The sequence below is a fragment of the Pseudomonas sp. HLT2-19-2 genome (assembly GCF_054898005.1).
The window spans coordinates 4,528,699-4,543,822 of the sequence record NZ_CM142712.1 but is presented as its reverse complement, the minus strand read 5'-3'; the positions used below and the strand labels follow the sequence as shown (position 1 = coordinate 4,543,822).

General features: G+C 59.4%; 10 protein-coding genes. 9 read left to right on the top strand and 1 reads right to left on the bottom strand.

What is annotated here, in order from left to right:
- Positions 1 to 80: 80 nt before the first annotated feature.
- Complete coding sequence (gene phhA, locus ACYZTU_RS21105) at positions 81 to 872, bottom strand: phenylalanine 4-monooxygenase (protein ID WP_461965238.1); 792 nt, start codon at positions 870 to 872, stop codon at positions 81 to 83.
- Positions 873 to 1,152: 280 nt separating this feature from the next.
- Between phhA and ACYZTU_RS21100 the strand changes: the two genes are divergently transcribed.
- From ACYZTU_RS21100 to ACYZTU_RS21060, 9 genes are all read left to right on the top strand, one after another.
- A complete protein-coding gene (locus ACYZTU_RS21100) occupies positions 1,153 to 2,712 on the top strand; it encodes a sigma-54-dependent transcriptional regulator (RefSeq protein WP_461965236.1) in 1,560 nt (519 codons plus the stop codon).
- A 192-nt stretch (positions 2,713 to 2,904) separates the two neighbouring features.
- Positions 2,905 to 3,645 (top strand): flagellar basal body rod protein FlgF, encoded by a 741-nt coding sequence (locus tag ACYZTU_RS21095; protein ID WP_461965234.1) that lies wholly within the window; start codon positions 2,905 to 2,907, stop codon positions 3,643 to 3,645.
- A gap of 45 nt (positions 3,646 to 3,690) precedes the next feature.
- Complete coding sequence (gene flgG / locus ACYZTU_RS21090; RefSeq protein ID WP_461965232.1) at positions 3,691 to 4,476, top strand: flagellar basal-body rod protein FlgG; 786 nt, start codon at positions 3,691 to 3,693, stop codon at positions 4,474 to 4,476.
- A 52-nt stretch (positions 4,477 to 4,528) separates the two neighbouring features.
- Positions 4,529 to 5,224 (top strand): flagellar basal body L-ring protein FlgH, encoded by a 696-nt coding sequence (gene flgH / locus ACYZTU_RS21085; RefSeq protein WP_461965230.1) that lies wholly within the window; start codon positions 4,529 to 4,531, stop codon positions 5,222 to 5,224.
- Positions 5,225 to 5,251: 27 nt separating this feature from the next.
- Positions 5,252 to 6,340 carry a flagellar basal body P-ring protein FlgI gene (locus ACYZTU_RS21080; RefSeq protein ID WP_283184534.1) on the top strand — a complete coding sequence of 363 codons (1,089 nt, stop codon included), beginning with the start codon at positions 5,252 to 5,254 and terminating at the stop codon, positions 6,338 to 6,340.
- An 11-nt stretch (positions 6,341 to 6,351) separates the two neighbouring features.
- The gene (flgJ, locus tag ACYZTU_RS21075; protein WP_461965228.1) at positions 6,352 to 7,653 is read left to right on the top strand and encodes a flagellar assembly peptidoglycan hydrolase FlgJ; all 1,302 of its coding nucleotides are present in this window, start codon (positions 6,352 to 6,354) and stop codon (positions 7,651 to 7,653) included.
- A 23-nt stretch (positions 7,654 to 7,676) separates the two neighbouring features.
- Complete coding sequence (flgK, locus tag ACYZTU_RS21070; RefSeq protein ID WP_461965226.1) at positions 7,677 to 9,743, top strand: flagellar hook-associated protein FlgK; 2,067 nt, start codon at positions 7,677 to 7,679, stop codon at positions 9,741 to 9,743.
- Between the two features lie 13 nt (positions 9,744 to 9,756).
- Positions 9,757 to 11,331 carry a flagellar hook-associated protein 3 gene (locus ACYZTU_RS21065; RefSeq protein WP_461965224.1) on the top strand — a complete coding sequence of 525 codons (1,575 nt, stop codon included), beginning with the start codon at positions 9,757 to 9,759 and terminating at the stop codon, positions 11,329 to 11,331.
- Between the two features lie 94 nt (positions 11,332 to 11,425).
- Positions 11,426 to 14,998 carry a glycosyltransferase gene (locus ACYZTU_RS21060; protein ID WP_461965222.1) on the top strand — a complete coding sequence of 1,191 codons (3,573 nt, stop codon included), beginning with the start codon at positions 11,426 to 11,428 and terminating at the stop codon, positions 14,996 to 14,998.
- Positions 14,999 to 15,124 lie beyond the last annotated feature (126 nt).

The following is a 15,124-nucleotide window of genomic DNA, read 5'->3' as shown; positions in this document are numbered from 1 at the left end:
TTGGAAATCGGCTGCCAGTTCACCACGCTAAAGCAAAGCGTCGGTTCCTGACAGACTCACTTGATCGTAAAAGTCGCGGATCACGCAGCTTTTGGTTTTGGCGCAAACTTTGGTGCGCGCAAACCCAGCTGCATGCCTTGCTTGACCATACCCATGATGTCTTCGTGGGCGAGGTCGAACAGGCGCTTGAGGTTTGGCAGGGCAAAGTACAGCGGCTGCAAAATGTCGATGCGGTAAGGCGTGCGCATGCATTCCAGCGGATCGAAGGCCTGATGCTCAGGTTCGTCCGACAGGCAGTAAACGGTTTCTTTCGGCGAGGAGAGAATGCCGCCGCCGTAGATGCGCAGGCCTTCTGGCGTGTTGACCAGACCGAACTCGATGGTCATCCAATACAGACGCGCCAGGTACACGCGTTCTTCCTTGGATGCTTGTAGGCCAAGTTTGCCGTAGGTGTGGGTAAATTCGGCGAACCAAGGGTTGGTCAGCAGCGGACAGTGGCCAAAAATCTCGTGGAAAATGTCCGGCTCTTGCAGGTAGTCCAGCTCTTCGCGGGTACGAATAAACGTTGCCACCGGAAACTGCTTGTTGGCGAGCAATTCGAAAAAGGTCTGGAAGGGGATCAGTGCGGGTACCCGGGCAACCTGCCAGCCGGTGGTTTCACCGAGGACCTTGTTGATCTCACCGAGTTGAGGAATGCGGTCGTGGGGCAGACCGAGTTTTTCGATACCGTCCAGGTATTCCTGGCACGCACGCCCTTCGATCACTTTCAGTTGGCGAGTGATCAGCGTGTTCCACACCGCGTGTTCTTCGGCGGGGTAGTCGATAAAACCTTGCGCATCGGGCTCGCGAGCCACGTATTGCGTCTGCTTCATGCTGCTCTCCTGCTAGGGGATTTCGTTCTTGTTATGTCCTGCTATGGACCTAGAAATACTCCAAGGTGTGCGGTGTTGCAGCAGGTGATTGGCATCGTGTGTAGGAGAATTCGCCAATTTTCGTAAAGTATTCGTTACGGTTTGGCGCTTGTCGCGCAGCTATTGAGATTTTCGAGTTTGAAACTGCGTACAGGTGTCACATAATCTTGACGACTAAGTTGGCGCCTGCGCAGAAAATTTCTGGCTCAGGCCCTCGATCACTCCTGTTTCGGGCCTTTATATGCGTATCAAAGTCCACTGCCAGAACCGCATCGGCATCCTGCGCGACATTCTCAACCTGCTGGTGGAATACGGGATCAACGTCGCACGCGGCGAGGTCGGCGGTGAGCATGGCAATGCCATCTACCTGCATTGCCCGAACCTGATCAACATTCAGTTCCAGGCGTTGCGTCCGAAATTTGAATCGATTGCCGGGGTTTTTGGCGTCAAGCGCGTAGGTCTGATGCCCAGCGAGCGTCGGCACATGGAACTCAATGCCTTGCTCGGCGCCCTGGAGTTTCCGGTGCTGTCGATCGACATGGGCGGCTCGATCGTCGCGGCCAACCGCGCAGCGGCGCAGTTGCTCGGGGTGCGCGTGGATGAGGTTCCAGGGATCCCGCTGTCGCGTTACGCCGAAGATTTCGACTTGCCTGAACTGGTGCGCGCCAACAAATCGCGGATCAACGGGCTGCGGGTCAAGGTCAAGGGCGACGTGTTTCTCGCCGACATCGCGCCACTGCAATCGGAACATGACGACAGCGAAGCCATGGCTGGCGCGGTGCTGACGCTGCACCGCGCGGATCGGGTAGGGGAGCGCATCTACAACGTGCGCAAACAGGAATTGCGTGGGTTCGACAGCATCTTCCAAAGCTCAAAGGTGATGGCCGCCGTGGTGCGCGAAGCCCGACGCATGGCGCCGCTGGATGCGCCGCTATTGATAGAAGGTGAAACCGGTACCGGTAAAGAGTTGCTGGCGCGAGCCTGCCACCTGGCGAGTCCGCGGGGGCAGTCACCCTTGATGGCGCTCAACTGCGCCGGCCTGCCGGAATCCATGGCTGAGACGGAGCTGTTCGGCTACGGCCCCGGCGCTTTCGCGGGGGCGAGGGCAGAAGGCAAGCTCGGGCTGCTGGAGCTGACAGCGGGCGGTACGCTGTTTCTCGATGGCGTCGGGGAAATGAGCCCGCGCTTACAGGTGAAATTGCTGCGTTTCCTGCAGGACGGTTGTTTCCGTCGTGTAGGCAGTGATGAAGAGGTTTATCTGGATGTACGAGTGATCTGTGCGACGCAGGTTGACCTCTCGGAATTGTGCGCACGAGGCGAGTTTCGCCAAGATTTGTATCACCGCTTGAACGTGCTGTCGTTGCACATTCCGCCACTGCGCGAATGCCTCGATGGTTTGACCCCGCTGGTGGAGCACTTCCTCGATCAGGCCAGTCGGCAGATCGGTTGCCCACTGCCAAAACTGACGCCGGCGGCGATGGAACGGCTCAGTCACTACCATTGGCCGGGCAACGTGCGACAGTTGGAAAACGTGCTGTTCCAGGCCGTTTCCCTGTGCGAAGGAGGGACGGTCAAGGCCGAGCATATTCGCCTGCCGGATTATGGCGTGCGTCAGCCACTTGGCGATTTTTCGCTGGAGGGCGGGCTGGACGAGATTGTCGGGCGCTTTGAGAAAGCGGTGCTGGAGCGCTTGTACTCCGAGCACCCGAGTAGTCGGCAGCTGGGCAAGCGCCTGGGTGTTTCCCACACCACCATTGCCAATAAGTTGCGTGAGTACGAGGTCGGTAAAGACAACACCTGACTGATCGTTGCCACTTACCGGCATAACACCGCCGGTTTTTCGTCTTTGACACAATCCCTGATTCCCGCCTGTATCCCTCAAGTCCTTTGTTTGCCGGGCCCCGTGCCGCCAGAAAAAAGTTGGTCTGCAAATTGCTTATCGCTCAGCAGTACAGCAGTGGACGGCAAACGTCCGGCATGCAGAGGAAAGAGTGTGGACAAGTACCTTTATGTGGCAATGACCGGCGCCAGCCAGAATGCACTGGCGCAGAAGGCTCATGCGAACAACCTGGCGAACATCTCCACCAACGGTTTCCAGAAAGACCTGGAGCAGGCTCGTTCGATGCCGGTGTTCGGTGACAGCTTTCCGGCGCGTGCGTTTGCCTTGTCCGAGCGTCCGGCCACCGATTTCTCCCCTGGCGCGCTGGTGGAAACCGGTCGCGACCTCGATGTCGCCGTGCAAGGCAGCGGATGGATCGCCGTGCAGAACCCTGACGGCGGCGAAAGCTACGTGCGCACCGGCAGCCTGAACGTTGACGCCTTGGGCGTGCTGCGGGCCGGCAATGGTATGCCGGTGATGGGCAATGGCGGGCCGATTGCCGTGCCACCCGAGCAGCAAATCGAAGTGGGCGAGGACGGCACCATCAGCATTCGTGCGATGGGCGAAGGTCCTCGCGTGATGGCCGAAGTCGACCGCATCAAACTGGTCAACCCTGACTTCAGGAACATGACCAAAGGCCTGGACGGGTCGATCCACACCAAGGATGGCAAGCCGGCGCAAGCCGATGCCAATGTCAAGCTGGTGTCCGGTTTCCTTGAGTCGAGCAACGTTAATGCCGTGGAAGAAATGACCTCGGTGCTGGCCTTGGCCAAGCAGTTCGAACTGCACATCAAAATGATGAACACCGCCAAAGACGATGACCAGGCCATGGCTCGGGTCTTGCAGATCAGCTAATTATCAGAACGTCGCGCCGTAAAACAGGCGCACGAGGAGAATCGAATGCTTCCGGCTCTATGGGTTGCCAAAACAGGTCTGTCCGCCCAGGACACCAACCTGACGACCATTTCCAACAACCTGGCCAACGTGTCGACCACGGGTTTCAAACGTGACCGCGCCGAGTTTCAGGACTTGCTCTACCAGATCAAACGCCAGCCAGGCGCCCAGTCGACCCAGGACAGTGAACTGCCGTCGGGTCTGCAATTGGGTACCGGTGTGCGCATCGTCGGCACCCAGAAAAACTTCACCGCCGGCAGCCTGCAAACCACCGAGCAGCCGTTGGACATGGCCATCGACGGTCGCGGTTTCTTCCAGATTCTGCAGCCGGACGGCACCACGTCCTACACCCGTGACGGTACTTTTCACCTGGATTCCAACGGTCAGATCGTCAACGCCAGCGGCTTCGCCCTGGAACCGGCCATTGTCATCCCCAACGATGCCCAGACCTTCACGGTCGGTCGCGACGGCACCGTCTCCGTCACCGTTGCCGGCAACCCGGCATCCCAGGTGATCGGCAACCTGCAAACCGCCGACTTCATCAACCCGGCCGGTCTGCAGGCCGTGGGCAACAACCTGTTCCTGGAAACTGCTGCCAGCGGCGCGCCGCAAGTCGGCACCCCAGGCCTGGCCGGTTTCGGCACTACGCTGCAGAACACCCTGGAAACGTCCAACGTCAGCACCGTTGAGGAGATGGTCAACATGATCACCACTCAGCGCGCTTACGAGATGAACTCCAAGGTGATCTCGACCGCCGACCAGATGCTCTCGTTCGTAACGCAGAATCTGTAATCAAGTCTATGAGGCGGCCATCAGGTCGCCTGCAACACCGTGAGGTAGGGTCATGAATCGCTTTGTATCTGTTCTGGCACTGAGTGGGGCCGTCGTGCTCGCGGGCTGCGTTGCCCCGTCGCCCAAGCCCAATGACCCTTACTACGCCCCGGTGTTGCCGCGCACACCGTTGCCGGCAGCCGCCAATAACGGCTCGATCTACCAGGCCGGTTTCGAACAGAACCTGTACAGCGACCGCAAGGCATTCCGGGTCGGCGACATCATCACCATCACCCTGAACGAACGCACCCAGGCCAGCAAGAACGCTAACTCGCAAACCGCCAAGAACAGCAAGACCGACATCGGCCTGAGCTCGTTTTTCGGTGGTGGCCTGAGCACCAGTGATCCAGTGGGCAGCGGTAGCCTGAGTCTGGACGTCGGTTACGAAGGCGACCGTGCGACCAAGGGCGACAGCAAGTCCGGCCAGAGCAATAGCCTGACCGGTTCGATCACGGTGACCGTCGCGGACGTGTTGCCCAACGGCATCATCGCCGTGCGCGGCGAGAAGTGGCTGACCCTCAATACCGGCGATGAGCTGGTACGGATTGCAGGGCTTGTTCGGGCCGATGACATCGCTACGGATAACACCGTTTCGTCGACCCGCGTCGCCGATGCGCGGATCACCTATTCGGGCACCGGTGCGTTTGCCGATGCGAGTCAGCCAGGCTGGTTCGACCGTTTCTTCCTCAGCCCGCTGTTCCCTTTCTAGGTGGCTACGTTGAACTTCAAACACCTGATGGTGGCCGCTCTGTTGCTGTCCGCAGCCTTCAACGCTCAAGCCGAGCGGCTGAAGGACATCGCCAGTATTTCCGGCGTGCGTTCCAACCAATTGATCGGCTATGGCCTGGTGGTCGGGCTTAACGGCACTGGTGATCAGACGACCCAAACCCCGTTCACCCTGCAGACCTTCAACAACATGCTCTCGCAGTTCGGCATCAAGGTGCCGGCAGGTTCAGGCAACGTGCAGTTGAAGAACGTCGCGGCGGTGTCAATCAGTGCCGATCTGCCAGCGTTTGCCAAGCCGGGTCAGCAGGTCGACATAACCGTAGCGTCCATCGGTAACTCCAAGAGCCTGCGCGGCGGCACCTTACTGCTGACGCCTCTGAAGGGTATCGACGGCAACGTGTACGCGATCGCTCAGGGCAATCTTGTAGTCGGCGGTTTTGATGCTGAAGGTCGCGATGGTTCGAAAATCACCGTCAACGTTCCGTCGGCCGGTCGTATCCCGGGCGGTGCATCGGTTGAGCGTTCGGTGCCGAGCGGTTTCAACCAGGGCAATAGCCTGACCCTGAACCTCAATCGTTCGGACTTCACTACGGCCAAGCGCATCGTCGACAAGATCAATAACATGCTCGGCCCTGGTGTTGCCCAGGCAATCGACGGCGGCTCGATTCGTGTCAGCGCACCACTCGATCCGAGCCAGCGCGTCGACTACTTGTCGATCATCGAGAACCTTGAAGTCGACCCGGGTCAGGCGGTGGCGAAAGTCATCATCAACTCCCGTACCGGCACCATCGTGATCGGCCAGAACGTCAAGGTTTCCCCGGCCGCCGTGACCCACGGCAGCTTGACCGTGACCATCACTGAAGACCCGATCGTCAGCCAGCCCGGCCCTCTGTCCAATGGTCAGACGGCGGTCGTGCCGCGCTCGCGGGTCAACGCCCAGCAGGAAGCCAAGCCGATGTTCAAGTTCGGCCCGGGCACCACCCTCGACGAAATCGTGCGTGCGGTGAACCAGGTCGGCGCGGCACCGGGTGACTTGATGGCCATCCTCGAAGCACTGAAACAGGCCGGCGCATTGCAAGCCGACCTGATCGTGATCTGAGGACGACGACCATGGATATGCGCAAGGGCGGTTTGGGTGTCAGCAGCAACGATTCGGGTTCCTATTCGGACCTCAATCGTCTGAACCAGCTCAAGGTCGGCGACAAGGACAGTGACGCGAACATGCGCAAAGTTGCGCAGGAATTCGAGTCGCTGTTCCTCGGTGAAATGCTCAAGTCCATGCGCTCGGCCACCGACGCGCTGGGCCAGGACAATCCGCTCAACACGCCGGCAGCCAAGCAGTACCAGGAAATGTACGACCAGCAGTTGGCCGTTTCCATGTCCCGTGAGGGCGGCGGTATCGGTCTGGCTGACGTGCTGATGCGTCAGATGTCGAAGAATAAACCGTTGGCCCCCGGCGAGGCCGCTGCCGCGTCAGCCGCGAAGCAAGCTGCCGCGAAAGCCGCCGTGGAAACGCCAATTGCCGCCGGTACGGTCGCCACCAACGGGCCGCTGTCGCGCCTCAATGGCGAGCGTCCGTTGTGGGCTTCGCGTTCGGTGAAGTCGCCGGCAAATGCGGGCGAGGGCGCTCATCACAATGATATGGCGCTGATCAATCAGCGGCGTCTGGCGCTGCCGCCGAAACTGGCCGACCGCTTGCTCGCAGGGTTGGTGCCGTCGGCATCGACCACTGCCGCGACCGCCATGGCGGCGCAGAACAAAATCCAAATGCCGCAGAGTACCAAGACCGGTTCGGGTCCCATGTACAACGGCGATTGGCTGACTTCGCAAACGGATACGACACCCAGTGGGCGCCTGCAGGTTTATGGTCGTGCCATGGCTCAAATACCCCTGGCACCGGCGAAGAAAGCGTTCAGTTCCGCCGACGAATTCGTCAACACCATGTTGCCGATGGCCAAAGAGGCCGCCGAACGCATTGGTGTCGATCCGCGTTATTTGGTGGCGCAGGCGGCCTTGGAAACCGGTTGGGGTAAATCGGTCATGCGCGCCCAGGATGGCAGCAGCAGCCATAACCTTTTCGGCATCAAGGCCAGCAGCAATTGGAAGGGCGAGTCGGCGCGGGCAATCACCAGCGAATTCAGGAATGGCGAGATGGTCAAGGAGACGGCGCAGTTCCGTTCCTATGACTCTTACAAGGACAGCTTCCATGACCTTGTGACGCTGCTGCAAACCAACAATCGCTATCAAGATGTTGTGAAGTCGGCCGATAACCCAGAACAGTTTGTACGCGAGTTGCAAAAGGCCGGTTACGCAACCGACCCGGACTACGCAAGCAAGATTTCGCGGATAGCCAAGCAGATGACGAGTTACCAGAACTACGCTGCGGCGGGCGCTACCACCACGCCTCTATAGGCATAAGCTATAAGGTCTGAACCATGAGTTTGCTCAACATCGGGATGTCGGGGCTGTCAGCCAGCCAATCGTCGTTGATGACTACGGGTAACAACATCGCCAATGTCGATACCGCGGGTTACTCGCGTCAGCAGACCGTGCAGGGCACCAAAGCCTCGCAGCAGTTCGGCAATGTCTACATCGGTACCGGCACGACCCTGGCCGATGTACGCCGGGTGTACAACAGCTACCTCGATGCTCAGTTGCAGACCACCACTTCGCTCAACAGTGATTCGGCAGCGTACCTGGGGCAGGTCACCCCCCTGGACAAATTGTTGTCGGACAGCGGTACCGGCCTGAACGGCGCCTTGACCAAGTTCTTCGCCTCGGTGCAGAACGTCAACGCCAAGCCTGGTGACGATGCTTCCCGCCAATTGCTGCTCAGCGATGCCCAGGCCTTGAGCAACCGTTTCAATTCGGTGTCCAGCCAGTTGAACGCGCAGAACGCGAACATCAACGGCAACCTGACGAACATGGCCGATCAGGTCAACAAGCTGGCCGCCACCGTGGCGCAGTTGAACCAGAAGATTACCGAGATTTCCAGCTCTGGCGGCATGCCGAACGAGCTGCTCGACGCCCGTAACGAGACCGTACGCCAGCTCTCGACATTTACCGGCGCGCAGATCGTCGAACGCGAAGGCAATGTCGATATCTACTTGGGCAGCGGCCAGCCGCTGGTGATGGGTAACACCGTCAACAAACTCGAAGTCGTGCCGGGCAAAGACGATCCGGGACGGTTATCGCTGCAGCTCAATCGTAGCTCCAGCACCATCGATATCACGTCGATCATGACCGGCGGCGAAATCGGCGGCTTGTTGCGTTATCGCAGCACCGTGCTGGACCCGGCCATGAACGAACTGGGCCGTGTGGCGCTGGTCGTCGCCGATCAGATGAACAGTATTCAGGCCCAGGGTATCGACAAGAACGGTAACTCCGGCTCGACCCTGTTCAACAGCATCAACAGTGCCGCGCAGATGGCTCAGCGTAGCATCGCCTCCGGCAATAACAGCGTAGGCTCGGGCAATTTCGATGTCAGCATCGAAGACACTGGCAAGCTGGCCATCAACGATTACAAGGTGACGTTCACCAGCGCCACTGACTACACCGTGCAGCGCCTGCCAGACAATACGTCTGTGGGCAGCTTCAGCACGACGACCACACCGGCGCCGGTGATTGACGGTTTCTCCTTGAAGCTTACCGGTGGCACCGCGGCTGCAGGCGATACCTTCAAGATTACCCCGACCCGCAACGCGGCCGCCAACATCAAGACCGAGATGACCGACTCCAAACGTCTGGCCATCGCGGCACCGTTGGGCGCGGCAATTGCAGCGAGCGGCAGCGGCAGCGGCACCCTGACGATCCCGGCCAGCGGTCAACCGACCCTGACCACCAAGTTCGATATCTACGACGCGGCGACCACCACCGCGATGCAGAACGGCCTGAAAAACTCCACGCCGACCAAGGTGGTATTTGGTGCGGTGTCCGCCGACGGCACCAGCCAGGTCTACCAGTTCCTGGATGTCAAGGGCGGGTTGATCAGCAGCGGCACCATCAAGCCAGGTGAGAGCAACACCCTGAACCTGAGCATTCCGCTCAAGGATGCCACGGGTGCGCCGATCCCGCCTGCGCCTGCCACTCAGTACACCGCGACCTTCAGAATGACCTTCGCCGGTGCCCCGAGCAACGGCGCGGCAATTAACGTCTCGCTCAGTCAGCCGGGCAGCCTGGACAACCGTAACGGCACCACACTGGCCGGCTTGCAGACCGCGCAGACCGTGGACACCGGCTCCGCCAGCAAAGGTATTTCCCTGAACGACGCTTACGGCAAACTGGTCGAAGGCGTTGGCTCCAAGGCCGCCCAGGGCAAGCTCGACAGCGCCGCGACCTCAGCCATCCTGGCGAACGCCAAAGGTGCGCGCGACTCGCTTTCGGGTGTCGACCTCGATGAGGAGACCGGCAACCTGGTCAAGTATCAGCAGTACTACACCGCCTCTTCGCAGATCATCAAGGCTGCGCAGGAAATCTTCAGCACACTGATCAACAGCATTTAAGGAGTCGTAGCCCATGCGCATCTCTACCGCCCAGTTTTACGAGTCCTCGGCTGCGAACTATCAGAAGAACTTCGCCAACGTGGTCAAGAGCAGCGAAGAGGCCAGCAGCCTGGTTCGCGTGAATACAGCTGCAGATGATCCGGTCGGCGCCTCGCGTCTGCTGCAATTAGGCCAGCAGGCTTCGATGCTCGATCAGTACGCTGCCAATACCAACACCCTCAAGGCAACCCTCGGGACGGCCGAGTCGGTGATGACCAGCATCAACAATGTGCTGACCCGCGCCAAGGAATTGGCCGTCAGCGCCGGTAACGCCGGTTACACCGATGCCGATCGTCAAACCACGGCGGCGGAGCTGGGCCAGATTGAAGAGCAGTTGCTGAGCCTGATGAACTCCAAGGACGAAAACGGCAAGTACATCTTCGCCGGCTCCAAGGGCGAAACCGCGCCATTCACGCGTAACAATGACGGCACCTACAGCTACAACGGCGACCAAGTGACCCTGGACTTGGCGATCGGCGACACCATGTCGATGGCCACCAACAGCACCGGTTGGGACACGTTCCAGAAGGCGATCAATACCAGTCGTACCGAGACCAACATGACGGCGACCGGTGTGAACGGCAGTAAAGTGCAACTGAGCAATGGCCAGGTTTCGTCGGACGTCTCCTACAGCAGCAAGTTTCGTGGTGGCGAGCCGTACACCGTGCAAATTATCAGTGGCACCCAACTGAAGATCACCGACTCGGCAGGCATCGACAGGACATCGGAAGCCAGTCAGGGCGGCACGTTCGATCCCACAAGCAAAGCCGGGCAGGCTGTGACGTTTCGCGGTGTAGAGTTGACGCTGAACATTAATCTGGCAGCCGGCGATGTGGCGGCTACCGATTTGCCGGGTCATACATTCACACTGGCGGCGAAACCCGACACGTTCACCCCGTCCCGCAGCCCAAGCAATTTGACGGGGGCGCAGGTGACGGCCAGCAGCATCACCAACGCAGCCAGTTATCACGCCAGTTTCCCGGAAGGTTCGGCGATCGTGAAGTTCACCAGCGCCACCGCGTTTGATTTGTACGCCGCGCCATTGACGGCTGACAGCCAGCCAGTGTCCAGCGGCACCATGGTGGGTGACGTCGCAACCGCATCGGGTGTTAGCTTCACCTTGACCGCTGCACCGAATGCGCCGGGTGCGGGCGATCAGTTCAGCGTGGCGGTTAATACACACGAAACCCAGAATATTCTGGACACCGTGAACCAGCTGAAAACGGCATTGAACACCCCAACCAACGGTAACGCGCTGGCGGTCCAGAAGCTTCAGGCTTCGTTGGCGTCGGGTCTGGGTAACCTGGCCACCGGCACCGACCAGTTGTCCAGCGCGCTGAGTTCGGTTGGTGGTCGCGGTTCGGCCCTGGCCACCCAGAGCGACACCAACCAGAGCCTGACCCTGGCCAATGCCCAGACCCAATCGTCGATTCGCGATTCCGATCCGGCCGAAGTGATGACCCGTCTGACCTTGCAACAAACCATGTTGCAGGCCTCGCAACTGGCGTTCAGCAAGATTGCTCAATTGGGCTTGTTCAACAAGGTCTGAGCCTGTGCCTGCCGAGCTGCCAACCGTCTTTTCCTAAGCGGTTCCGCGGCCTCTACCTGAAAGGGTGGAGGCCCACCGCTCGAGAGTTCCCGTCGTGAATCAACGCCCCCTCGTCAGTATCGTCATCCCTGCCTTCAACCCGCGCTTTTTCAGCCAGGCGCTGGAAAGTGCACTCGCCCAGACCTACGAGCAGATCGAGATCGTCATCTGCGATGACTCCTCCAGCGACGAGATCCGCGACATCGTCGACAGCTTTGCCGAGCCGGCGCACCCGATTCGTTATCTGCGCAATCCTCAGCGTCTGGGGCTGCAGAAAAACCTGCTGCGTTGCGTGGAAGAAGCCCTGGGCGAGTTCATCAAAGTGCTGTGCGACGACGACCGTCTGTTTGCACCGAGTGTTGCCTTGCAGGCTCAGGTTTTGATCGACCATGCTGATGTCAATGTGGTATTTGCCCTGCGGATGCTCAGCGATGCCGGAAATTTCCTTCTGCCACCGCGGGTCGATAACTGCCGCTTCTCGCCAAACGATGCGTTGCTCAAGGGCGACGATATGTTGGCGATCTTCGAAAGTACGCCAGTAAATTTTCTCGGTAACTTCAGTTCGGCCATGATGCGTCGCGCCGATGTGTTGGAGTTGTTGCCGGCGCTGATCCAGGAAGGTGCCGGTTTCGTCGCGATGCTCGATTTCGCCCTGTTCGTTTGTCTAATGCGTCGCGGTAATCTGGTGTCGCTCAGCACCGTGCTGAGTACCGAACGGCTGTATCCGGAGCGCCTGAGCAAGACCCCGGAGATGCTCAAGGCTGCTGCGGTGGAGTGGAGTTGGCTGGCGCAGATGCTCGCGGTACGCAGCGGCGAATCGGCGCCGGCGTCGGGTTGGGTCCGTTACATCGACCTGGCCAATGTCACGAATCAACCCCATGCCTGGCAAGAACTGTGCGTGACGCGCATTCTCGGTAACCGCAACACGGTGGTCAGTGGCCGAGTGGGCGGAGAAAGTGAGAGTTACGAAAATTTTTATCGTGAATGGCTGGCGATCCGGCGGTTCTCGCAGGTTGTGCAACGCCTGATGCCACAGCGCATCGACAGTTGGTCGTCGCGTCCGCAAATCGTACCGATCGTGATCGACGGGGGTGCTGACGCGGCGGCGATGGAGATTACGTTGCAGAGCCTGCGAGCCCAGCTCTATGCGCCGCAGGCGGTGGTGGTGCTGTCTGATGCTCATTGCGAAGCAGATGAGCGTCTTCTGCAGTTGCCGCTCCAGGCAGACTGGGCACAACAGCTCAATGCCGTGGTGCCTCAACTGGAGGGTGCTCATTGGTTTTACTTGCTGCGGGCAGGCGACACCTTGCGCGAGTCGGCGTTGTTGATTCTGGCTGAGCGTATCGCCGGATTGCCGGGCATTCTTTGTGCCTATAGCGATGAAGGTGCATTGACTGATGGCGAGTCGATCGACCCGGTGTTCAAGCCGGATTTCAACCTTGACCTGATGCGCGCCTATCCCTATGTCGGCCGAACCCTGGCGTTTGAGCGCCAGCGTTTTATGGCCTCGGGCGGATTTGATCCGGTGCACGGCGAGTTGGCTCCCCATGACCTGATGTGGCGTTTGGTGGAAGAGGTCGGGCCACAGGCCATCGAGCACATCGCCGAGATTCAAGTGGAGTCGAGCCTGGCCTTTGCCGATTGGCTGTCGCTGCCCGAGGTGATCGAGCGCAATGCCGGTATGGTCGGGGCGCATCTGGACCGTATCGGCACGCCGCACCGGATACGTCACGAAGCGCTGCCGCTGATCAATCGCATCGACTACCTGCACGCCGCGCGGCCGTTGGTATCGATCATCATCCAGGCCGGTGCCTCGCTGTACGCGTTGCAGCGTTGTACCGAAGGCTTGATTGAGCGTACTGCTTACGCTCAGTACGAAATTCTGATCGTCGACAGCGGTAATAATGATCCGGCGATGATCGAGTGGCTGGCGGCGATGGCGCAACTCGGTACCGCCATGTTGCGGGTACTGCGTTACGCTGGGGACGCCAACGAAGCTGCCATTCGTAATTTCGCAGCGAGTCAGGCCCGGGGCGATTATCTGGTGCTGCTCGATGCGCAAGCTGTGATTTGCGATGGCGACTGGCTGGACGAATTGCTCAACCATGCTCAGCGTCCCGAGGTGGGCGTGGTGGGGGCCAGACTGCTGAGTCCCGAGGGCGCCATCGTCAGCGCCGGGTTGATCCTGGGACTGGCCGGGCCGGTCGGTTCACCGTTTGCTGGCGAGGCCGCGAATGGCCGTGGTTACATGCAGCGTTTGCAGGTCACCCAGAACTGGAGTGCGGTGAGCGGCCAGTGCCTGATGGTGCGTAAACAAGTCTTTGAAGGGCTTGGCCAACTGGACGAGGCCACGTTCGGCCTCGGCTTGAGCGATGTCGATTTGTGTTTGCGGGCGAGCAAGGACGGCTATCTGGTGGTCTGTACGCCGTATGCCAGTGTCGTATTGGCGCCGGAGGCGGGTGCGTCACTGTTGTCTTCGTCGGCTGTGCTGCGTGAGTGTGAGGAAGAGGCGTTCTACCGCAAATGGTTACCGCAGATTGCCAAGGATCCGGCTTACAGTCCTGCGCTGAGTCTTGGGTTTTCCAGTTTCAGCCTGGAGCCGTCGTTGCGCGACAACTGGAACCCTTTTTGCACCCGTGCCTTGCCGCTGATTCTTGGTCTGCCGGTCAACAGCACTGCGGTCGGACATTATCGGGTCACTGGGCCATTGAAGGAGCTCGAGGCGGCGGGACGAGTGATTTCACGCTTCGCCTATGAATCGCCATCGACGGTGGAGATCGAGCGGTTATCCCCTGACACCATCATTTTGCAATGCCGCTACAGTGAAGGGGCTGTCAGTGACATTTTGCGCATAAAGAAGTACTCCAGTGCACTTAGGATTTTCGAACTGGACGACTACGTTGTCAGCGCGCCGAAGAAGAACACCCACACCCGCAACAAGCCAGTCAACACTGAACAGATGCTGCGCGAAGGCATCGCACTGTGTGATCGTGTGGTGGTGACTACCCAGCCGTTGGCCGATGCGTTGTCGAGCATGCACAGCGAGATTCGCGTAGTACCGAACATGCTGTCGCCGGACCCATGGGCGACACTGACCAGCCGCCGCCGAACCTCCAGCAAGCCGCGCGTTGGCTGGGGTGGCGGCACCAGCCACAGCGGTGATCTGGAGATCATTGCCGACGTAGTGCGAGAGCTGGCGAACGAAGTCGAGTGGGTGTTTTTCGGCATGTGTCCTGAAGGGTTGCGGCCGTATGTCCATGAATTTCACTCCGCCATCAGCTTGCAGAGCTACCCGTTCAAACTGGCGAGCTTGAACCTCGACCTGGCACTGGCGCCGCTGGAATTCCACATCTTCAACGATTGCAAAAGTAATCTACGGTTGCTGGAGTACGGTGCTTGCGGTTATCCGGTGATCTGCACCGACACCGAGGCCTATCGCGGCCACTTGCCTTGCACCAAGGTCTACAGCAACAGCACGGACGAATGGCTACAAGCAATTCGCATGCACTTGGCCGATCCGGATGCGAGTTACCGCATGGGCGATGAACTGCGTGAAGCGGTACATCGGGATTTCATGCTGCGTGGTGACAACCTTCAACATTGGCTGTGGGGCTGGTTGCCGGACTGATTCCGTCGCTGGCAATCAACCTTAAAAAAACGTCCGAATGCAGCCCGTGTTCGGACGTTTTTTTTGTCCTGTGCAATTGGCTCACTTCCTGCAAGTCACCCTAATATCGCCATAAAACCTTCACCC